Origin of the sequence: Pseudomonas sp. FP2335 (assembly GCF_030687535.1) — a bacterium.
Lineage (GTDB): Bacteria > Pseudomonadota > Gammaproteobacteria > Pseudomonadales > Pseudomonadaceae > Aquipseudomonas.
The window spans coordinates 589,273-610,515 of record NZ_CP117437.1 but is presented as its reverse complement, the minus strand read 5'-3'; the positions used below and the strand labels follow the sequence as shown (position 1 = coordinate 610,515).

19 protein-coding genes are annotated in these 21,243 nt (G+C 62.5%); 6 read left to right on the top strand and 13 right to left on the bottom strand.

Annotated elements, in window-relative coordinates:
- Window positions 1-16 precede the first annotated feature (16 nt).
- On the top strand, window positions 17-1,084 hold the full coding sequence (queG, locus tag PSH81_RS02580) for a tRNA epoxyqueuosine(34) reductase QueG (protein ID WP_305391956.1): 1,068 nt from the start codon (window positions 17-19) through the stop codon (window positions 1,082-1,084).
- Here queG and PSH81_RS02575 read toward each other — a convergent pair.
- Window positions 1,081-1,698: a trimeric intracellular cation channel family protein gene (locus PSH81_RS02575; protein WP_172681530.1), complete on the bottom strand. Its 618-nt coding sequence runs from the start codon at window positions 1,696-1,698 to the stop codon at window positions 1,081-1,083. The genes queG and PSH81_RS02575 overlap by 4 nt on opposite strands.
- A gap of 182 nt (window positions 1,699-1,880) precedes the next feature.
- Complete coding sequence (gene orn / locus PSH81_RS02570; protein WP_003171343.1) at window positions 1,881-2,423, bottom strand: oligoribonuclease; 543 nt, start codon at window positions 2,421-2,423, stop codon at window positions 1,881-1,883.
- A gap of 108 nt (window positions 2,424-2,531) precedes the next feature.
- Between orn and rsgA the strand changes: the two genes are divergently transcribed.
- On the top strand, window positions 2,532-3,563 hold the full coding sequence (rsgA, locus tag PSH81_RS02565) for a small ribosomal subunit biogenesis GTPase RsgA (protein WP_192298253.1): 1,032 nt from the start codon (window positions 2,532-2,534) through the stop codon (window positions 3,561-3,563).
- Window positions 3,564-3,688: 125 nt separating this feature from the next.
- On the opposite strand, the gene motB is transcribed toward rsgA, so the two are convergent.
- Both motB and motA read right to left on the bottom strand, forming a co-directional pair.
- Window positions 3,689-4,705, bottom strand: coding sequence for a flagellar motor protein MotB (gene motB, locus PSH81_RS02560; RefSeq protein ID WP_305391955.1), 1,017 nt, complete (start codon window positions 4,703-4,705; stop codon window positions 3,689-3,691).
- Between the two features lie 3 nt (window positions 4,706-4,708).
- Window positions 4,709-5,560: a flagellar motor stator protein MotA gene (gene motA, locus PSH81_RS02555; protein ID WP_122308461.1), complete on the bottom strand. Its 852-nt coding sequence runs from the start codon at window positions 5,558-5,560 to the stop codon at window positions 4,709-4,711.
- Window positions 5,561-5,727: 167 nt separating this feature from the next.
- Here motA and PSH81_RS02550 point away from each other — a divergent pair, with 167 nt between their 5' ends.
- The 3 genes from PSH81_RS02550 to asd are packed head-to-tail and all read left to right on the top strand — an operon-like array spanning window position 5,728 to window position 9,013.
- The gene (locus PSH81_RS02550; protein WP_192298255.1) at window positions 5,728-7,263 is read left to right on the top strand and encodes an HDOD domain-containing protein; all 1,536 of its coding nucleotides are present in this window, start codon (window positions 5,728-5,730) and stop codon (window positions 7,261-7,263) included.
- A gap of 57 nt (window positions 7,264-7,320) precedes the next feature.
- On the top strand, window positions 7,321-8,136 hold the full coding sequence (locus PSH81_RS02545) for a rhodanese-like domain-containing protein (RefSeq protein WP_305391954.1): 816 nt from the start codon (window positions 7,321-7,323) through the stop codon (window positions 8,134-8,136).
- A 16-nt stretch (window positions 8,137-8,152) separates the two neighbouring features.
- Window positions 8,153-9,013 carry an archaetidylserine decarboxylase gene (gene asd, locus PSH81_RS02540; RefSeq protein ID WP_226455596.1) on the top strand — a complete coding sequence of 287 codons (861 nt, stop codon included), beginning with the start codon at window positions 8,153-8,155 and terminating at the stop codon, window positions 9,011-9,013.
- A gap of 123 nt (window positions 9,014-9,136) precedes the next feature.
- Here asd and serB read toward each other — a convergent pair whose 3' ends face one another.
- Window positions 9,137-10,351 carry a phosphoserine phosphatase SerB gene (gene serB, locus PSH81_RS02535; RefSeq protein WP_038850738.1) on the bottom strand — a complete coding sequence of 405 codons (1,215 nt, stop codon included), beginning with the start codon at window positions 10,349-10,351 and terminating at the stop codon, window positions 9,137-9,139.
- A 133-nt stretch (window positions 10,352-10,484) separates the two neighbouring features.
- On the opposite strand from serB, the gene PSH81_RS02530 reads away from it, so the two are divergent.
- A complete protein-coding gene (locus PSH81_RS02530) occupies window positions 10,485-11,990 on the top strand; it encodes an AhpA/YtjB family protein (protein WP_192298258.1) in 1,506 nt (501 codons plus the stop codon).
- Between the two features lie 207 nt (window positions 11,991-12,197).
- On the opposite strand, the gene PSH81_RS02525 is transcribed toward PSH81_RS02530, so the two are convergent.
- The 8 genes from PSH81_RS02525 to PSH81_RS02490 form a co-directional block, all read right to left on the bottom strand.
- Entirely contained in the window at window positions 12,198-12,908 is a 711-nt protein-coding gene (locus tag PSH81_RS02525) for a membrane integrity-associated transporter subunit PqiC (protein ID WP_305391953.1), read from the bottom strand.
- A gap of 175 nt (window positions 12,909-13,083) precedes the next feature.
- Window positions 13,084-15,348 (bottom strand): DNA topoisomerase IV subunit A, encoded by a 2,265-nt coding sequence (parC, locus tag PSH81_RS02520; protein ID WP_305391952.1) that lies wholly within the window; start codon window positions 15,346-15,348, stop codon window positions 13,084-13,086.
- A gap of 70 nt (window positions 15,349-15,418) precedes the next feature.
- A complete protein-coding gene (locus tag PSH81_RS02515) occupies window positions 15,419-16,414 on the bottom strand; it encodes an esterase-like activity of phytase family protein (protein ID WP_192298261.1) in 996 nt (331 codons plus the stop codon).
- A complete protein-coding gene (gene parE / locus PSH81_RS02510; RefSeq protein ID WP_192298262.1) occupies window positions 16,414-18,321 on the bottom strand; it encodes a DNA topoisomerase IV subunit B in 1,908 nt (635 codons plus the stop codon). Before parE ends, PSH81_RS02515 begins: the two co-directional genes overlap by 1 nt.
- A gap of 45 nt (window positions 18,322-18,366) precedes the next feature.
- Complete coding sequence (locus PSH81_RS02505) at window positions 18,367-18,975, bottom strand: YqiA/YcfP family alpha/beta fold hydrolase (protein WP_305391951.1); 609 nt, start codon at window positions 18,973-18,975, stop codon at window positions 18,367-18,369.
- Window positions 18,976-19,167: 192 nt separating this feature from the next.
- Complete coding sequence (gene cpdA, locus PSH81_RS02500; RefSeq protein WP_192298264.1) at window positions 19,168-19,983, bottom strand: 3',5'-cyclic-AMP phosphodiesterase; 816 nt, start codon at window positions 19,981-19,983, stop codon at window positions 19,168-19,170.
- Between the two features lie 97 nt (window positions 19,984-20,080).
- Window positions 20,081-20,530, bottom strand: coding sequence for a DUF1249 domain-containing protein (locus PSH81_RS02495; RefSeq protein ID WP_017734937.1), 450 nt, complete (start codon window positions 20,528-20,530; stop codon window positions 20,081-20,083).
- Window positions 20,521-21,138: an NUDIX domain-containing protein gene (locus PSH81_RS02490; protein ID WP_305391950.1), complete on the bottom strand. Its 618-nt coding sequence runs from the start codon at window positions 21,136-21,138 to the stop codon at window positions 20,521-20,523. The genes PSH81_RS02495 and PSH81_RS02490 overlap by 10 nt, the downstream gene beginning before the upstream one ends.
- Between the last annotated feature and the right edge of the window lie 105 nt (window positions 21,139-21,243).

The window sequence follows — 21,243 nt, the reverse complement described above, 5'->3', positions numbered from 1 at the left end:
TGGTTTCCCCTGTCTCATGCCCGCGATTACCTCCGATCTGCCCGCCCTCGCCCAATCGATCAAAGACTGGGGTCGCGAACTGGGCTTTCAACAAGTCGGCATCAGCGGCCTGGACCTCGCCGAGCATGAACAGCACCTGCAACGCTGGCTCGACGCCGGCTACCACGGCGAGATGGACTACATGGGCGCCCACGGCAGCAAACGCTCCCATCCCGATGAACTGGTGCCCGGCACGCTGCGCGTGGTCTCGCTGCGCATGGACTACCTGCCTGGCGACACCCAAATGGCGCAACTACTGGCCAAGCCGGAAAAAGCCTACATCTCGCGCTACGCCCTCGGCCGCGACTACCACAAGCTGATCCGCAAGCGCGTGCAACAACTGGCCGACCGCATCCAGGCGCAGATCGGGCCGTTCGGCTTCCGCGCCTTCGTCGACAGCGCGCCGGTGCTGGAAAAAGCCATCGCCGAACAGGCCGGCCTGGGCTGGATCGGCAAGAACACCCTGGTGCTCAATCGCAAGGCCGGCAGTTACTTCTTCCTCAGCGAGCTGTTTGTCGACCTGCCGCTGCCGGTGGACGAGCCCCATGGCACCGAACACTGCGGGCGTTGCACGGCGTGCCTGGACATCTGCCCCACCAATGCCTTCGTCGGCCCCTATGTGCTGGATGCCCGGCGCTGCATTTCCTACCTGACCATCGAACTGAAGAACGCAATCCCGGAAGACTTGCGACCGTTGATCGGCAACCGGGTATTTGGCTGCGATGACTGTCAGATCGTGTGCCCGTGGAATCGTTTCGCCCGCGCCACCGGCGAAAGCGATTTCAAGCCTCGCCACAACCTGGACAATGCCGAGTTGGCCGAACTGTTTATGTGGGACGAGGACAAATTCCTCAGCAGCACCGAAGGTTCGCCCCTGCGCCGCGCCGGGTACGAGCGCTGGTTGCGCAACCTGGCGGTGGGCCTGGGCAATGCGCCATCGAGCATCCCCGTGCTGGAAGCCTTGAAGGCACGGCGGGACGACCCCTCAGAGCTGGTGCGCGAGCATGTGGAATGGGCGCTGAAGCAGCACGCCACGCGCGGCTAGTGGACGTCGTCGTTATAGACGAACTTGGGCATTTCCCAGTGAAAACGGATCGCCAGCAGGCGTAAGAGAAAACCGCTGAACAAAGTCAGCAGAATCGCCTGTTCGCTGGGCAGCTCCAGATACAGACACAGCAGGTAGAACCAGGCGGCGAGGAACGACACGCTGGCGTACAGCTCACGCCGAAAGATCAGCGGGATGTCGTTGCAGAAAATGTCCCGCAGGATGCCGCCGAACACGCCGGTGATCACGCCACTGACCGACGCCACCAGCATGCCATGCCCCATTTCCAGGGCGGTCATGCAACCGATCAAGGTGAACGCCACCAGCCCCACGGCATCCAGCGCCAGGAACAGCGAGCGCAGATGGCGCATCAACGGCGCGATAAAGATCGTCACCAGCGCCGCCACCGAGGTCAGCACCAGGTATTCCGGGTGTTTGACCCAGGTCAGCGGGTAATGCCCCAGCAGCACGTCACGTACCGAACCGCCGCCCAGCGCCGTCACGCAGGCGATCAACACCACACCAAACCAGTCCATACCGCGCCGCCCGGCGGACAGGGCGCCAGTCATGGCTTCGGCGGTGATGGCGATGAGGTAGAGCATCAACAACATGATGGCGATCCTTGCGGTGTTGTAGTGAGCGGGCTTGCCCCGCGCTGGGGCGCGCAGCGGCCCCAAAGCAGGCAATGATACCTGCTTGGACGAGTATGTTGGCTGCATTGGGGGCGCTTCGTGCCCCAGCGCGGGGCAAGCCCGCTCACGACAGAAAGAGATAGGCGCTCATCGCAGGGGTTGGCTCAAGCCTTGATGAAATGCTTGCGGTAATGCTGCAACTCGGCGATCGACTCGCGAATATCATCCAGCGCCAGATGGGTGCTGCCTTTATGGAAGCTGTCTTTGACTTCCGGCGCCCAACGCGCGGCCAGCTCTTTCAAGGTGGACACATCCAGGTTGCGGTAGTGGAAGTAGCTCTCCAGCCCCTTCATGTGGGTATAGAGGAAGCGGCGGTCCTGGCAGATGCTATTGCCGCAGATCGGCGACTTGCCCTTGGGCACCCACTTTTCCAGGAACGCGATGGTCTCGGCTTCGGCTTCGGCCATGCTGATGCGGCTGTCGCGCACGCGCTGGGTCAGGCCGGAGTTGCCGTGGGTGCGGGTGTTCCATTCGTCCATGGTGGCCAGCACGGCGTCGCTGTGATGGATAGCGATCACCGGACCTTCGGCCAGGGTATTGAGGTTGCTGTCGGTGACAATGGTGGCCATCTCGATGATGACGTCGGTGTCGGGGTTCAGACCGGTCATTTCCAGATCGATCCAAATCAGGTTCTGTGGGTTTTGCATGGCTCTATTCTCTTGGCACCTTGGCGTAGCTGCGCAGTTTAGCAGGCGGGGCCGTGCTAGACTCGCGACCGTTTTACCCAACCTTTGCATTATCGACACGGAACACCAATGGCCAAACGCCAGCTCAATCGTCGCCAAAACTGGCGCATCGAAAAGATTCAAGGTGAACGCGCTGCTCGCGCCGCCAAACGTGAATCCTCCGCCGTGGAAGCGCTCGAGGGCGGCGACCTGGGCCCCGAGCAAACGGGCCTGGTGATCGCGCACTTTGGTGTGCAGGTCGAAGTCGAGGCGCTGGAAGGCGAACTCACAGGCCAGGTGTTCCGTTGCCACCTGCGCGCCAACCTGCCTGCGCTGGTCACCGGCGACAAGGTGGTATGGCGTGCCGGCAACCAGGGCATCGGCGTGATCGTCGCCCAGTTGCCGCGCACCACTGAACTGCGCCGCCCGGACAGTCGCGGCCAGCTCAAGCCGGTGGCGGCCAACGTCGACATGATCGTGATCGTGTTTGCGCCGCTGCCCGAGCCCCACGCCAACCTGATCGACCGCTACCTGGTGGCAGCCGAGCACGCCGGCATCCGCCCGCTGCTGCTGCTGAACAAATTCGACCTGATCGACGAGCAGAACGCCCCGGCGCTCAATGCGCTGCTGGCGGTCTACCGCACCCTGGGTTACCCGGTGCTGGAAGTGTCGGCGCACCACGGCAACGGCATGGAGCAACTGCAACAGCAGTTGGATGGACGCATCAGCGTGTTTGTCGGCCAATCGGGCGTGGGTAAATCCTCGCTGGTCAACAGCCTGCTGCCGGAAGTCGAAACCCGTGTAGGCCCGTTGTCGGAACTGTCCGGGCAGGGCACCCACACCACCACCACCGCGCGGTTGTTCCACTTCCCCGGCGGCGGCGAACTGATCGACTCCCCGGGTATCCGCGAATTCGGCCTCGGCCACGTCAGCCGCAGCGATGTGGAAGCGGGCTTCATCGAGTTCAACGACCTCATCGGCACTTGCCGCTTCCGCGATTGCAAACACGACCGCGAGCCGGGCTGTGCGTTGCTCAAGGCGCTGGAAGATGGACGCGTGCAACAGCAGCGGATGAACAGCTATCGGTCGATTATTGCGAGTCTTCCTGAAAGCAGTTACTGACCCTTGCTTGCGCTGGGGTGCGCAGCACCCCTAAAAAGTCGGTGACTGCTGCGCACCACAGAAAGCTGCGCCACAGGGCAGGAACAAAAAGGCCGCGATCATCGCGGCCTTTTTGCGTGTGCAGCTTAAGAACCAGCTTTAGGCACCGTAGGATCTTTCACCCCACCATCGTCAAACAGGTTCAGCTTCTGCCGCAGCTCATGGGCCGGCAACGGCTCCTGCCCTGGCGGGATGGCGTTCGGGTCGGCCGGTACTTCACCGGGCGCACCCGCACCTGAGGTCGGCGCCGGTTTGGGTTGATCACCTTCAATCGCACGCTGGGCCTTTTTGGTCAGCACGACGATGTCGATCCGCCGGTTGATCGGGTTGAACGGGTCTTTGGGATCAAACAGCTGCGAGGAGGCAAAGCCCACCACGCGCGCCACTTGCGGGTCCGGGTAGCTGCCGGCCACCAGCGCGCGGCGGGCGGCGTTGGCGCGGTTGGCGGAGAGTTCCCAGTTGCCGAAGTCGCCTTGGCCCGCGTACGGCTTGGCGTCGGTGTGGCCGCTGATACTGATCTTGTTCGGCACCGCCTTGATGGTGTCGGCCATGGCCAGCAGGATGTCTTCGAAGTAAGGCTTCAGGCGCGCGCTGCCGGAGTCGAACATCGGCCGGTTGGCCGCGTCGGTGATCTGGATGCGCAGGCCGTCCGGGGTGATCTCAAACGAGATCTGATCCTTGAACTTCAGCAGTTGTGGGTTCTCCTCGACCTTGGTCTGCAACTCTTGCAGCAACAGTTCCAGGCGTTCCTGCTCGACCTGCTCGGCCATGGCTTCGACGGTGTCGCGCTCGATCGGGATATGTTCCTGCGGCGCTTCGGTCTTGACCTCCGGGTTGATGGTGCGCTCCGGCGCCAACTGCGGCGAGCCGCCCAGGTCGATCACGAAAGGCGTGCCGCTTTCCGAGAAGCCGATCGGGTCCTTGAAGTAACCGGCGATGGCGATCTTCTGTTCCGGCGTGGCGGTGGACATCAGCCACAGCACCAGGAAGAACGCCATCATCGCCGTGGCAAAGTCGGCGAAGGCGATTTTCCAGGCACCGCCATGGTGCCCCGCAGCGAAGCGCTTGACGCGCTTGATGATTATCGGCTGGTTGTTTTCCATGGCTTAGCGACCGCGAACCGCTTGTTCCAGCTCGGCGAAGCTTGGGCGATGTTTCGGGTACAACACTTTACGACCGAACTCCACCGCCAGCGATGGCGGCATGCCGGAAGCGGACGCTACCAGGCTGGCCTTGATCGATTCGTACAGGTTGATTTCTTCCTTGGCATCGTGGGCCAGGGACGTGGCCAGCGGGCCGAAGAAGCCGTAGGCCGCGAGGATACCGAAGAACGTACCCACCAGCGCCGCACCTACGTGCATGCCGATGGCTGCCTGGTCGCCTTCGCCCAGGGAAGCCATGGTCACCACGATACCGAGTACCGCCGCAACGATACCGAAGCCGGGCATGCCGTCGGCGATGCCGGTCACGGCGTGGGACGGATGCTCCAGTTCTTCCTTGAGGCTGAACAACTCCATGTCGAACAAGCCTTCCAGCTCATGGGGGGCCATGTTGCCGGAGGACATGATGCGCAGGTAATCGCAGATGTAGGCGGTCATGCGCTCGTCTTTGAGCACCGCCGGGTACTTGGCGAAAATCGGGCTGGCGGCAGCGTCTTCGATGTCGGCCTCGATGGCCATCATGCCTTCGCGGCGGCTCTTGTTGAGGATCTCATACACCAGGCCCAGCACTTCAAGATAGAAGGTGTGGGTAAAGCGCGAACCGAACATCGCCAGGGATTTCTTGACCACGTGCATGGTCATGTAGCCGGGGTTCGCCTGCAGGAATGCGCCCAGTGCGGCGCCACCGATAATCATCACCTCGAAGGGTTGGATCAGCGCGGCAATTTTACCGTGGGACAGGACGTACCCACCGAGCACGCTTGCGAAGACGACGATGATGCCGATAATTTTAGCCATAGGGGATGAGTACTTGCGCCGTCGGGTTCATGGACATATTTGGTGGAACTGAAAAACTCTTGTTCTACTTATCGGCAAAACTGCGCCAGACTATAGCCCGTTAAGGCGAAAAGCCAGTTCGGCCCGCTCCGGGCGTGTTGACCGCAAGTGATGATCGCGCCCCAATCATGGCTAATGAAACGACAGTCCCAACTGCAAAACCCAATTCTCTCGCCGCTTGGATCAAGCGCCTGGACGATGTGCTGCTGCCCGTCCCCCAGGCCAGTCACGAGCGCGTGTGCAAAGCCATCCGCGATAACCGCAGTTCGTTGCGCGATATTGCCGAGCTGATGCAAAACAGCCCGGCGCTGGTGCTCAGCGTGATTCGCGAGGCCAACAGCCATACCCATGGCAGCTTCACGGAACCGGCGGAAAACCTCGAAGTGGCGCTCAACCGCCTCGGCCTCAAGCGCGCTGAAGAGCTACTGGCGCGCCTACCGTCGGTGCCGGCCCAGGAAATCCCGGTGGCCTTGCGCCAACTGTTGCTGGTCAGCCAGCACGCCTCGCAGCAGGCCAACGGCTTGTTCGCCAGCCGCCTGGCGCGGTTGTGGCAGGACATCCACTGGGGCAGCCTGTTGTTCCTGTCGCCGCTGTGGCCGATGGCCGTCGCCTACCCCAAGCTCCTTGAAGAATGGGAGCTGCGGGTGATCCACAAAGGCCAGTCCGCGCGCCAGGTCGAACAGGAACTGTTCGGCGTGCGCCTGCTCGACCTGTGCCTGGGCTTGACCGAAACCTGGCACCTGCCGATCTGGGTGTCCCAGGGCTACAACCTGCTGCTCAAAGAGCAGCGCTTGCTGGTCAAGGCCCTGCGCATCGCCCGCGAGGACGACGCGCTGCGCCACCAGCAATTGCTCGACGCCGAACCCAACCTGCGACGCTGGCTGAACCAGCCGGCCAATACCGTGCTGCTGGCCAATGGCCTGGCGATGTCGGCCCAGGAATCCTGGACTTGCCCGCACACCGAGCGCTGGCAATACCTCACCGCCCTGTACCTGCAACAGCCGCTGGGCGATGTGCAGCAACAGGTGCACCAGCAAGCCGTGACCAGCGCCCGCAGCACCTTGATGCCCGATCTCTGGCACCCGGCGCTGTCGCTGATCTGGCCGTGGCATGTGCAAAAAATCCATCGCGGCCTGCTGCCGGCCCCACCGCCCACCGCCGAAGCACTGGCCCTGTGGCGCAGCCGCTGCACCGAGTTGCTGGTGGAACCGAGCCGCTTCGCCAACGCCATGCACCTGACCACCTGCGCCAAAGAGGCACTGGTGGCCAGCGGCATGCAACGGGTCATGCTGCTGATGACCGACCGTGCCCAAAGCACCTTGCGTGTGCACCAGGCCGACGGCCTGCCAAAGGACGCCGCCAACCTGAGCCTTGATGTAACCAACAGCACGTTACTGCAGCGCCTGCTGGAAAAATCCGCCCAGGTGCGCCTCAACCCGGACAACCACGCGCAGTTCTCGGCCTTGTTGCCGCCGATCCTGCGTCGCCTGTTCAACGGCGAGCACCTGCTGCTGCGCTCCCTGAGCTGCAACGGCAAGGTGGTGATGCTGATGGTGGCCGACCAGGGCGGCGGGCCGTTCTCGGAAACCACCGTGCAAGCCTTCGGCAAAACCGCCCAATGCATCGAGAAAGCCCTGCACTGCTTTACCAACCGCAGCGCCTGATGCTTGCGCTACAATCGCGGTCCTTTATCGCCAACATTTGTGCCCAGGAGACCTCACATGCCTGACTTCTCTGGCTTGCCGCTGGTGATCGAATCCAGCGACCTGCAAGGTCGCCTCGATGCCGAACACCTGATACTGGTCGACCTCACCAGTGCCGCCCGCTACGCCCAGGGGCATATCCCCGGCGCGCATTTCGTTGACCCCAAGCGCACCCAACTGGGCCAGGCGCCTGCACCGGGGTTGCTGCCCAACAAGGCAGACCTGGAAAAACTCTTCGGCGAACTGGGTCACACCCCGGACGCGACCTACGTGGTCTACGACGACGAAGGCGGTGGCTGGGCCGGCCGCTTCATCTGGATGCTCGACGTGATCGGCCACCAGAAGTATCACTACCTCGACGGCGGCCTGCTGGCCTGGCTGGAAGGCCAACACCCCGTCTCCACCGAGGTGCCCGCACCCGTGGGCGGCCCGGTCAGCCTGACGCTGCACGACGGCCCCACCGCCACCCGCGAATACCTGCAAAGCCGCCTCGGCGCTGCCGACCTGGGCATCTGGGATGCACGCGGCCCGCTGGAGTATTCCGGCGAGAAAGTCCTCGCCGCCAAAGGTGGGCACATCCCCGGCGCCGTGAACTTCGAATGGACCGCCGGCATGGACCCTGCGCGCAACCTGCGCATCCGCCGCGACATGCCGCAGATCCTCGAAAACCTCGGGCTGACCCGCGACAAAGAAATCATCACCCACTGCCAGACTCACCACCGCTCTAGCTTCACCTATCTGGTGGCCAAGGCGCTCGGTTATCCGCGAGTCAAAGGTTATGCCGGTTCCTGGGGCGAATGGGGCAACCACCCCGACACCCCCGTTGAGATTTAAGGTTTAAGGACAGTAAATGAAAAAGCAGTTGTTTATCCTCAGCCAGTACTTGCTGCCGCACCACTTGCTCTCGCGCTTGGCCGGCTGCATTGCCGAGTGCCGCGTGCGCTGGTTCAAGAACGCGTTCACCAGCTGGTTCGCCAAGCGCTATCAAGTGGACATGTCCCAGGCCCTGGTAGAAGACGTGACCGCCTATGAGCACTTCAACGCCTTCTTCACCCGCGCCCTGAAAGACGGCGCGCGCCCGCTGGATCAAACCCCAGGCGCGGTACTCAGCCCGGCCGATGGCGCCGTCAGCCAGTTGGGCCCGATCGAGCATGGTCGTGTGTTCCAGGCCAAGGGCCACAGCTTCAGCGTGCTGGAGTTGCTGGGGGGTGATTCCGCCGTGGCGGCACCGTTCATGGGCGGCGACTTCGCGACGGTCTATCTGTCGCCGAAGGACTACCACCGCGTGCACATGCCGCTGGCCGGCACCCTGCGCGAGATGATCTACATCCCGGGGCGCATCTTCTCGGTCAACCAGACCACCGCCGAAAACGTACCGGAGCTGTTCGCCCGTAACGAACGCGTTGCCTGCATTTTCGACACCGAACGCGGCCCGATGGCGGTGGTATTGGTGGGCGCGATGATCGTCGCGTCGATTGAAACCGTGTGGGCTGGCTTGGTGACACCGCCCAAGCGCGAGTTGAAAACCTTCCGCTATGACGAAGCCGCACGTGCGCCGATTCATCTGGAGAAAGGTGCCGAGCTGGGCCGCTTCAAACTGGGTTCGACGGCGATCGTGCTGTTCGGGCCGGATCAGGTGAAGTGGGCTGAAGAACTGGCAGCCGGCACCCCGGTGCGGATGGGCCAGGGCATGGCACTGCCGAAAGCCTAACGCAGAACCCAATGTGGGAGCTGGTTTGCCTGCGATGCAGGCACCTCGGTGCATCAGTGATACCGAGGTGATGCTATCGCAGGCAAGCCAGCTCCCACATTTTTTACTGTGTTTCTTCAGTGACTACAGCTGACCGTCGCGGTCGCGGAAACCCAGCAGATACAACACCCCATCCAACCCCAACGTCGAAATCGCCTGCTTCGCCGACTGTTTCACCAACGGCTTCGCCCGGAACGCCACACCCAACCCGGCAATCGCCAGCATCGGCAAGTCATTTGCACCGTCGCCGACCGCAATGGTCTGCTCCAGACGCAAACCTTCCTTATGGGCCAATTCCTTCAGCAAATCCGCCTTGCGCTGTGCGTCGACAATCGGCTCGACCGCCACGCCAGTCACCTTGCCATCCACCACTTCCAGCTCGTTGGCGAATACATAGTCGATGCCCAACTTGGCCTGCAACTGCTTGGCGAAATAGGTGAAGCCGCCGGACAGGATAGCGGTCTTGTAGCCCAGGCGCTTGAGTTCGGCGAACAGGGTTTCGGCACCTTCCGTCAGGCGCAGCGAGGCACCGATGGAGTCCAGCACGCTCACGTCCAGGCCCTTGAGCAGCGCCAGGCGCTCCTTGAAGCTGGCGCGGAAGTCCAGCTCACCGGCCATGGCGCGCTCAGTGATCTCGGAGACCTGCTCACCCACGCCGGCCGCCTTGGCCAGTTCGTCGATGACTTCGGCTTCGATCAGCGTCGAGTCCATGTCGAACACCGCCAGGCGGCGGTTACGGCGGAACAGCGAGTCTTCCTGGAAGGCGATGTCGACATTCAGCTCCTGGGCCACGCTGAGGAACTCGGCGCGCAGGGCTTGCGGGTCGGCCGGCTCACCGCGCACGGAGAATTCGATGCAGCCCTTGCCTTTGTCGGCCGGGGTGTCCAATGGCATGCGCCCCGACAGACGGTCGATATGGTCGATATTCAAGCCATACTGCGCCGTGATCGAGCTGACGCGCTGCAGTTGCTCGGCCGTGACCTTGCGGGTCAGCAGGGTGACGATATGGCGCTTCTTGCCCTGGCCGGCGACCCAGTGCTGGTAGTCCTCTTCCGACACCGGGGTGAAACGCACCTGCTGATCGAGCTTGTACGCGGTAAACAGGATGTCCTTGAGTACCGAAGACGCCTGTTCAGTGCTCGGGATCTCAACCAGGATGCCGAATGACAACGTGTCGTGGATCACCGCCTGGCCGATGTCGAGAATGTTCACACCACCCTGGGCCAGAACACCGGTAATGGCGGCGGTGAGACCCGGGCGATCTTCACCAGTGATGTTAATCAGGACAATTTCGCGCAAGGCGCACCCCCAGGCTGGAAAAAAACCGCATTCTACCCACTTTCAGTGACCATCGGGCACAGCCAGCGCTTTGACGCTCTGGGGCCTGTCGCTATACTGCGCGTCAACTTCACGGACCAAGAGCCGAGCGCAAGTGAACCGGCCCACGCCAGTAAAAACCGACAACTTCTTCCTGCTGATCTTCCGGGCACTGCGCCATCGCCGTGTACCGATCGCATTACGCATCGCCAGCCATAACGTGATCCTGGTCGCCCTGGCCCTGGTGATCTACGCCTGCGTGATGGGTTTGCAGTTCAAGCAGGCCATGCACGAGCAAGCCGACGCCCTGGGCGAGAGCCTGACCACGCAAACCGCCACCTCGGCGACTGAGCTTTTGGTGTCCAACGACATCCTCAGCCTCAACGTGCTGCTCAACAACCTGACCAAGAACCCGCTGGTGGCCCACGCCGCCATCTACAGCGTGGACAACCGGATCATGGCCGAAGCCGGGCAGCGCCCGAAGAATGGCCTGCTGGGTGAGGCCGAAGGCTTGTACCAGAGCAACATCACGTTCCAGGACGTGAAGGCCGGCCAATTGCGCATCAGCCTGGACATGCAGCAATTCCAGCAGCCAATGACCATCAGCCTGCAAAGCATGGGCATCCTCAGCGCGATCCTGCTGGCCTTGGCGTTGGCCCTGAGCCTGCGCCTGGGTCGGCATATCTCCACGCCTCTGATGCAACTGCGCATCTGGCTGCGGGACATCGACGAACACACCCCGGCCACCGACCGCCAGGATGAAATCGGTGACCTTGCCCGCCAACTGCATGCCAGCTTCGCCCCGGAGCCGGTCGTACGCGAACCTGAGCCCGAGCCGGAATACGACGACGAGCCCGAGTTCGACGTGGGCGAGCCAGGCTTTGCCGAAAGCGCACCGGTCGCCGGCCTCAAGCCTGCCACCCGCAAGGCGATCCGGGCCGAAGAAGACGAACTGGACGACGAAGACCCGTTCGCCGACCTGCGCGACACGGCGTCCGACAGCCCGGCCATCGCGCCGAAGCCTGCCCCGGTCAAAAACGCCGAACCCCAGCACAGTGCGGTGCTGGCTGTGCAACTGGGCTCCCAGGATCAACTGCGCCGCCTGCCCCGCACCCGCCTGACGGAACTGCTGGAACGCTACCGCGACTGCCTCGACCAGGCCGCGTCGCTGTACCAGAGCGAACTGCACACCCTGAACGACGGCAGCACGCTGATGCTGTTCCATAGCGAAGACAGCGGCGAAGACTACCTGACCAACGCCATCTGCTGCGGCGAGTTGCTGCGTGCCCTGGGCCATGCCTTGCAGATCGAAGTGGCGGACAGCGGCATCACCTTGCAACTGCAACTGGGCCTGACGGTGGGTGATGATCTGTTCGGCATGAGCCAGATCGACCTGCTGCTCACCGAAATCGCCCAGGACGCCCTGGCCTTGTCGCAGCACAGCCGCAACCTGCTGCTGGTGGAGCGCAAGATCAGCGAAGACACGCTGATCCGCCAGCGCGCACGTATCCGCCCGATTGCCAGCCCTGAAGGCGCGAGCTGTGTAGAGCGGTTGATGGAGCCGTATCCGTCGATGCTGGAGCGCCAGTTGGCCCGGATGCACGAGACCCGCAAGCCCTAGGCAACACTGCAACATCCACTGTGGAGTGGGCTTGTGTGGGAGCGGGCTTGCTCGCGAATGCGGAGTGTCAGTCGATACATCAATGACTGAATCACCGCATTCGCGAGCAAGCCCGCTCCCACAATTGATCTTCAGTGCTCCCCACATCGCGCACAAACAAAAAGGCCCGCTGAATCAGCGGGCCTTTTTTTGTGTCGGTGATTCAGCTCAGAACCTGAACACTTCCATATCCGTACGGATCGGCGTTGCCATCGGCATCTTTGGCTTCTGCGGTTCTGCCGGCTTGGCCGCCTGCACCGGCGCCTGTTTGCGCGGCGCCTCGACAATCGGCGGTTGGTTGGCCAATGGCTTGAGGGCCACCGACAACTGCTCGGCCAAATGCTGCAACAACACGCCCTGGGCCTGGACCTGGGACGCAGTGGTGCCGGCATGTTCTTCCTGCAAGTGCACGATGCGGCTGTCACGCACTTGGCCACGACGGTCGATCAAGCGCCACTGCGCATCGAGGATCGCTGGCTGCGACTTGCCGGAGTCAAGGCGCGTGATGGTCAACAACACCTGTACATCCGGGCTGAAGCCCGTCGGTGCCGGCGACAGCACCACGCGCTGGCTGTCCAGGTGACCCGCCACCTGGCGCAGCATCAGCTGGTTGATGTCGGACGACAAACTGCCCGCCCAACGACCATCGATGGAACCTTGCAGGCTGCCGTCGTTCTGACGTTGCAGCAGGGTTTCGCGTTGCAGGTAGTCAGCCACGACCACAGGGCCGAGCAAAACGGCCATACCGGCAGCCTGGGCGGGCTGCGCCGGACTTCCGCTGTCCAGCTGGTACAGCGACACCGGCTGGTGTGTGCTGCAACCCGCCAGCCCCAAAAGGCCAGCGAGCATCAAAAATAAAGGCACGCGTGGAGCGGTCATCATCCCATCCAGGTGGCTGCCACAAGGCTAACCACAACTAATACTAAAAATACCCTAAACACGCGCGGCCACGCCGGCGCTGGAAAGGCCATATCATCCGTGAATATGCGCTATGACTCCAGCGCCAAAGCGTCGATCTACGCGTTAAATCGTAGATCGAGGGCTCTAATGCGCGTTAAACCGGCGCTTCCACCAGCAAAGCATCCACCCGCTGGAAGCCCCGTGGCAGTTTGTTACCGCGCCGGCCGCGCTCGCCTTTGTAGTGCTCAAGGTCGTCAGGGCGCAGCGACAGCGTGCGCTTGCCGGCTTGCAGCACCAGCGTCGCGCCCTCCGGAATCACCGCGATGTCGGTCACGTACTCTTCGCGACTGGCCACTCGCTCGCCAGGAATCCCGATGATCTTGTTGCCCTTGCCTTTGCCCAGCTGCGGCAGGTCGCTGATCTTGAACACCAACAGGCGGCCTTCGGTGGTCACCGACGCCAGCCAGTTGCTCTCACGATCGTCCACCGATCGCGGCAGGATCACCTTGGCGTTGTTCGGCAGGCTCAACAACGCCTTGCCCGCCTTGTTCTTGGCCTGCAGGTCTTCACCCTTGACCACGAAACCGTAACCCGCGTCGGACGCGATCACGTACAGCGCATCATCCTCCGGCAGCAGCACACACTCGAAATTCGCCCCTGGCGGCGGCGTCAGACGCCCGGTCAGCGGCTCGCCCTGGCCCCGAGCAGACGGCAAGGTGTGGGCCGGCACCGAATAACTGCGCCCGGTCGAGTCGATAAACACCGCAAACTGGTTGGAACGCCCGGCCGCAGCGGTCTTGAAGCCGTCACCGGCTTTGTACGACAGGCCGGTGGCGTCAATATCATGCCCCTTGGCGGAGCGAACCCAACCCTTTTCCGACAGAACGACGGTAATCTTCTCGTTTGGCAGCAGCTCGGTCTCTGTCAGCGCCTTGGCTTCAGCGCGCTGCACGATGGGCGAGCGGCGGTCGTCGCCATAGGTTTCGGCGTCTTTGATCAGCTCGGTGCGCACCAGCTTCTTCAGCTTGGCTTCACTGCCCAGAAGGGCTTGCAGCTTGGCTTGTTCCTTGAGCAGCGCGTCCTGTTCGTCGCGCAGCTTCATTTCTTCCAGGCGTGCCAACTGGCGCAAGCGAGTATCAAGGATGTAATCGGCCTGGATCTCGCTCAGTTGGAACTCGGCGATCAGCTCTGCCTTGGGATGTTCGGCAGTGCGGATGATGTGGATCACCCGATCCAGATTGAGATAGGCAATCAGCAAGCCATCCAACAGGTGCAGGCGGCGCTCGACCTTGTCGAGGCGGAATTGCAGGCGGCGACGCACGGTCTGCACGCGGAACTCCAGCCACTCCACCAGCAGGTTGCGCAGGTTTTTCAGCTGCGGCTTGCCATCCAGGCCGATGATGTTGACGTTGACCCGGTAGCTCGACTCCAGGTCGGTGCTGGCAAACAGATGCTGCATCAGCACTTCATGGTCGACCCGGCTGTTGGTCGGAATGATCACGATACGGCATGGGTTTTCGTGGTCGGACTCGTCACGCAGGTCGGCAACCTGCGGCAGCTTCGACGGTTTGGCCTGCATCAGCGCCGCGATCTGCTCCAGCACCTTGGCGCCGGACACCTGGTGCGGCAACGCGGTGACAATGATGTCGCCATCTTCGACGTGGTACACGGCGCGCATGCGCACCGAGCCCTTGCCGGTTTCGTACATCTTCAGCAGGTCGGCGCGCGGCGTGATGATTTCCGCTTCGGTCGGGTAGTCCGGGCCCTGGATATGCTCGCAGAGCTGCTCGACCGTGGCCTTTGGCTCATCGAGCAGGCGCACGCAGGCCGTGGCGACTTCGCGCAGGTTGTGCGGCGGCACGTCGGTGGCCATGCCCACGGCGATGCCGGTGGTGCCATTGAGGAGGATATTCGGCAAACGTGCCGGCAATACCAGGGGTTCGTCGAGGGTACCGTCAAAGTTCGGGCCCCAGTCGGCGGTGCCCTGCCCCAGTTCGCTGAGCAATACTTCCGAGTAACGCGACAAACGTGCCTCGGTGTATCGCATGGCGGCGAACGACTTCGGATCATCCGGCGCACCCCAGTTACCCTGGCCGTCCACCAGCGTATAGCGGTAGCTGAACGGCTGGGCCATCAGCACCATGGCTTCATAGCAGGCCGAATCGCCGTGGGGGTGGAACTTACCGAGCACGTCACCGACGGTACGCGCCGACTTCTTGTGTTTGGAGTCAGCGTCCAGGCCCAACTCACTCATGGCGTAAATGATGCGCCGCTGTACGGGCTTCAGGCCGTCGCCGATATGCGGCAAGGCACGGTCCATGATCACGTACATGGAGTAGTTGAGGTAGGCATTTTCGGTGAAGTCAGCCAGCGAACGGCGTTCTACGCCATCTAAGCTGTCTGCGAGGATGTCACTCATGCGGGCCTCATCATTGGGTAAGGCACAGCGGAAATGCCGCGGCGCCGGGTCAATTCAAAATAATCAAAAATCATGGCTGGGCACTCCAGCCACCGGCCGGGGCGGCGAAACGATAAACCACCGGGCGTTTTTCACCATCGGCACGCGGGCCGAAGTTGTTGTCGATGCCCAACCAGGCACCGTCGGCATCCACCACCAGGGCTTCGGCCAGGCCATAGGCCTGAGGGTAGCGCCGCGCTGGGGTCAGGGTCTCGTCGGCAAACGACCAGCACAGCTCGACTTTGGCCGTGACCGCATCGCGCCGGCAGATCTGGAACGCATTGCGCTCAAGGGTAAACAGCTTGCCATTGAACAGCGCCAGGTCGGAAAAGTCCTTGGACACCGCCTTGGCATTGGAGAACTGGGCGGGCTGCACTTCCTGGCCGGCCTCGCTCAGCAACACACACGGGCCGTCGCAATCCCACAGGCTTTGCGGACGCTTGATCGAGATTAGGCCGCGCCGCTCGCGCTCGGCCGCGAGCCAAATCTGATTGCCTTCAGGATTTATCGCCAAGCCTTCAAACAACGCATTGAAGTGCAGCAATAGGCCACTGGCCCGCGCCTCGCGCACCATGCCCGGGGCGATCCGCAACCACTCGGGCGCCCCACTGGCCGGCACTTGCAGCACCGCAGCATGGGCTTCGCTGACAATGTAGCGGTTGCCCGCGGCGTCGCAACTGATGCCTTCAAAATCCAGGTCGCCACCGCGAATGAACGACGCGGCCTTGGTGCGCGAACGCAGCCCCCAAGGCAAACCGGACTCCGGCACCGGCGGCACGTCGATCTTCACCGTCTCGGCCTTCCAGGTCGGCGCGCTGATGTCCAGGCGATAGATCTGGTCGTCGTCGCGATCAGAAACGGTCCACAGCTCCTTGCCACACAACGCCAGGCCCGACAGGTTGCCGCCGCGCATGCCGTCTACCGGGTGTTCGGATACCAACTTGAGTTCAGCCACGGGCGCAGCAGCCACCGAGGCAGCCGCCAACCCGCTCAACACCAGGATCGCCAGGGCGAAACCTGTGCGCATCAGCCCAGGACCTCGGCGAGGTTGCCCTTGGATTCCAGCCAGGACTTGCGGTCTGGCGCGCGTTTCTTCGCCAGCAGCATGTCCATCATTTCCGACGTCGCGGCGAAGTCATCGCCCAGGGTCAGCTGCACCAGGCGCCGGGTGTTCGGGTCCATAGTGGTTTCGCGCAGCTGCGGTGGGTTCATCTCACCCAGGCCTTTGAATCGCGTGACCTGCGGCTTGCCGCGCTTCTTCTCGGCCACCAGGCGGTCGAGGATGCCATCGCGCTCGGCTTCGTCGAGGGCGTAGAAAATCTCTTTGCCCAGGTCGATCCGGTACAGCGGCGGCATGGCGACATAGACGTGACCGGCATCCACCAACGGACGGAAGTGCTGCACGAACAGCGCGCACAGCAAGGTGGCGATGTGCAGGCCGTCGGAGTCGGCGTCGGCGAGGATACAGATCTTGCCGTAGCGCAGTTGGCTCATGTCCGCCGCGCCGGGATCGACGCCGATGGCCACGGCGATGTTGTGCACTTCCTGGCTGGCGAGGACTTCGCTGCCATCGACTTCCCAGGTGTTGAGGATCTTGCCGCGCAACGGCAGGATCGCCTGGAACTCTTTATCCCGCGCTTGCTTGGCGGAACCGCCTGCGGAATCACCTTCCACCAGGAACAGTTCGGAGCGCATCGGGTCTTGCCCGGCGCAATCGGCCAGTTTGCCCGGCAGTGCCGGGCCGGCGGTGATGCGCTTGCGCTCGACCTTCTTGCTGGCCTTCAAGCGACGGCCGGCGTTGTTGATCGCCAGTTCGGCCAAGGCCAGGCCGAGTTCCGGGTGTTCGTTGAGCCACAGGCTGAAGGCATCCTTGACCACGCCGGAGACAAACGCGGCCGCCTCGCGGGACGACAGGCGCTCCTTGGTCTGGCCGGAGAACTGTGGCTCCTGCATCTTCATCGACAGCACGAACGCGATGCGCTCCCACACGTCTTCCGGCGCCAGCTTCACGCCGCGCGGCAGCAGGCTGCGGTACTCGCAGAATTCGCGCATGGCATCCAGCAAACCCTGGCGCAAACCGTTGACGTGGGTGCCGCCCTGCGCCGTGGGGATCAGGTTGACATAGCTTTCCTGCACGCTGTCGCCGCCTTCGGGCAGCCACAACAGCGCCCAGTCGACGGCTTCTTTATTACCGGCCAGGCTGCCGCAGAACGGCTCGTTGGGCAGGCGTTCGAAATCGCTGACGGAGTCTTCCAGGTAGGAGCGCAGGCCGTCTTCATAGTGCCACTCGACCTTCTCGCCGGTGCCTTTGTCTTCAAAGGTGACGAGCAGGCCCGGGCACAGTACGGCCTTGGCCTTGAGCACGTGCTTGAGGCGGCTGATGGAGAATTTCGGCGAATCGAAGTATTTCGGGTCCGGCGCGAAGTACACGCTGGTGCCGGTGTTGCGCTTGCCGACGGTGCCGATGACTGCCAGGTCGGTGGCCTTGTAGCCATCGGCGAAGGTCATCTCGTATTCGTTGCCATCGCGCTTGACCCTGACCCGCACCAGCGTGGACAGGGCGTTGACCACCGAAATGCCCACGCCGTGCAGGCCGCCGGAGAACTGGTAGTTCTTGTTGGAGAACTTGCCGCCCGCATGGAGCTTGGTGAGGATCAGCTCGACGCCTGGCACACCCTCTTCCGGGTGAATGTCCACCGGCATGCCGCGGCCGTCGTCGGACACTTCCAGGGAGTGGTCAGCGTGGAGAATGACATGCACCGACTTGGCGTGACCGGCCAGGGCTTCGTCGACGCTGTTGTCGATGACTTCCTGGGCAAGGTGGTTCGGCCGGCTGGTGTCGGTGTACATGCCGGGGCGTTTGCGCACCGGGTCGAGGCCCGAGAGGACTTCGATGGCGTCGGCGTTATAAGAGCTAGCGCTGGGAGTGGCCATGGTGTCTCGTCGTGAGTCGTTCGATTAAAAAATGACCTGCGATTTTTACAATGACGAAAAATCGAAGGATTGATACTGATCTGCGCCAATCCCGGCAAAGCTCAACAACGCCGGCAATTGCCTGGCGAACCCCTGGTAACCATGGTCGCCACCGGCCTGGATGCGCAAGGCGCAGGCACGGTAATACTGTTGGGCGAGGCGGTAGTCCAGCGTTTCATCGCCGGTCTGCAACCACACCTGGTAACGCGCGGCGTCCTGGGGCGCCGCCACTTCCAGCTCGGCCAGGGCCGCGACGTGGTCGTGGGTCAATTCCCAGGTTTCATCGGTGTAGAGGTTCTTCTGGGTGCCCAGGTAACCGTCGAACATCCGATGGGGGCTGATCGCCGGGTTGACCAGCAGCGCCTTGAGGCCATGGCGTTCGGCAAGATGGGTTGCATAGTAGCCGCCGAGTGAGCTGCCGACCAGCAGTGGCCGCCCCAGTTCAGCGATCGCCGCTTCCAGTTGGGGAATTGCCTGACGCGGGTGGTGATGCAGGGCCGGCACACGCAACTGGTCGGCCAGGCCGAGGGCGTCCATCACGGTGATCAACTGGCTGGCCTTGTTGGACGCCGGCGCGCTGTTGAAACCGTGGATATACAGGATCGAAGCGGACATGCCGGGCTCTCCGTGACTTGGGCCAAAGAGGCGCAGTTTACAGGGATCGGGGTGGTATCTACAGGACATAAGAAGAACCAATGTGGGAGCTGGCTTGCCTGCGACAGCGGTGTATCAGCCACACATTGATTGCTGGCAGACCGCTGTCGCAGGCAAGCCAGCTCCCACATTTATGATCAGTGTTTGCAGCTTTTAATAGCCGTTGCTGCCGTAATCCACCGTAAATTCGAAGTCCTGGACCCGCTCCACGCCAGTTTCCAACCGCCCGTCGGCATGCAATCGCAACCAGCGATACCCCGGCGCCTGCTCGCTGACCTGGAAATCCTCGCTGCCCGGCGCGAACTGGATGCAGGTCGACGGCGAGGCCAACAACCGCACGCCGTTGCGCTCGCGGTCGATTTCCTGGTGCACATGCCCCCAGAGCACTGCCTTGACCTGCGGGAAGCGATCCAGCACGGCAAACAGCGCGTCGGGATTGCGCAGGCCGATGGGCTCCATCCAGGCACAGCCAATGGACACCGGGTGATGGTGGAAACACACCAAATGATGGCGATTCGGCGCTTCACTCAACGCCTGGACGAGCAGTTGCAGTTGCTGATCCTGCAAGTAACCGGGCACCGAGCCCGGCACGGCGGAGTCCAGCAGGATGATGCGCCAGTGGCCGACATCGACCACCGGTTCCAACAGATCACTGTGCACGGCAGCGTGGGCCATGATCTGGGGTTCGTCATGGTTGCCGGGAATCCAGCGTGCCGGCGCATCGATCTGCCGGGTCATGTCGCGAAATTGCTGGTACGACGCCAGCGTGCCGTCCTGGGACAGATCGCCAGTGGCCAGCATCAGGTCGATCTGCGGTTGTTGCGTGCGCACCAACGCGATCACCTGTTGCAGGCTTTCACGGGTGTTCATGCCCAGCAGCGTGCCGTCGGCCTCGGCAAACAGGTGGCTGTCGGACAGTTGCACCAGCAGCGCCGGCGCATCGGGGTTCACGGTGGATACGCTCGGCAAGGCGCTCTCCCAAGGCAATCACAGAAATGGACAGTTGGCGTGATTATGCTGGGCAGGACACAAAGAGGAAACCAGGGGAAGCAGACGCAGTTCACATCTACCGCACCGCTTCGAACTCATGGCCCAGGGCCAGGCAGTGACTCAACCATTCACCGAGGAACACATTGAGCTGTGCTTTCTCATCGGGCTGGTGCATGAACACGTTCGGGTAAGGGTAGATGCTGCGAAAGCGCCGCGCATGTTCGGCGCTGATCACTTCGGCCATGCGTGCGTCGTGGTACACCTGCACTTCCAGTTGCGGCACCGGCAGCCACGGCAGGCTGTGCTCCTGGCGCACGCGCAGGGTAGTGGTGTACGGGCAATTGACGATGACTTCCAGGGTCAGCACGCCAAGCATCTGGTCCCCATGGGTCACGCCGATGCGCCTGGCCGCCGGGGCGTGGCGCATGTCGGGGAGCAGACGCATCAACCGCGCATAGTTGGCCTCGCAGGCTGCTTGCAGCCCGATCAGGTCGACGCGATAACGTTCCCGTGCCTTTACTGCCATAACCCCCTCACTTCCGCGCGATTAAGCGCAAGCCATTGCAGGGTGATGATGCTGGCTGCGTTGGAAATCCTGCCGTCGCGCACCGCTTGCAGGGCGTCTTCAAAAGCCCAGACGGTGACGCGGATGTCTTCTGCCTCTTCTTCCAGTCCATGGACGCCACCGGCGCCCGAGCTGTCGCAACGGCCCAGGAACAAGTGGACAAATTCGGTACTGCCGCCAGGCGATGGGAAATATTTGGTGATCGGCCACAGCGCGGAGAATGTCAGCCCAGCTTCCTCCTCGGCTTCGCGGTGTGCAACCTCCTCCGGCTCCTCATCCTTGTCGATCAGGCCAGCGACCATCTCGATCAGCCAGGGGTTGTCGGTACGGCCCAGGGCGCCGACGCGGAACTGTTCGATCAACACCACTTCGTCGCGCTGGGGGTCGTAGGGCAATACACACACGGCGTCATGACGAACGAAAACTTCGCGGTTGATCACACGGCTCATGCCACCGTCGAATTTTTCATGGCGCAATTGCACCCGATCAAGCTTGTAGAAGCCCTGATAGGCATTGTCGCGCTGAACAATCTCGACCGCGCTCGGCGTCGATTTCGCTGTATCCGTCATATCCTGCCTCGTTAAGCCTGTGCAATTCGCGCCATCCTAACGCGCTCGCGCCCGTTGGTGCAGCCCCTTTCCAGTTGCCGGGATAGACGGCGAACGTCAAACTCA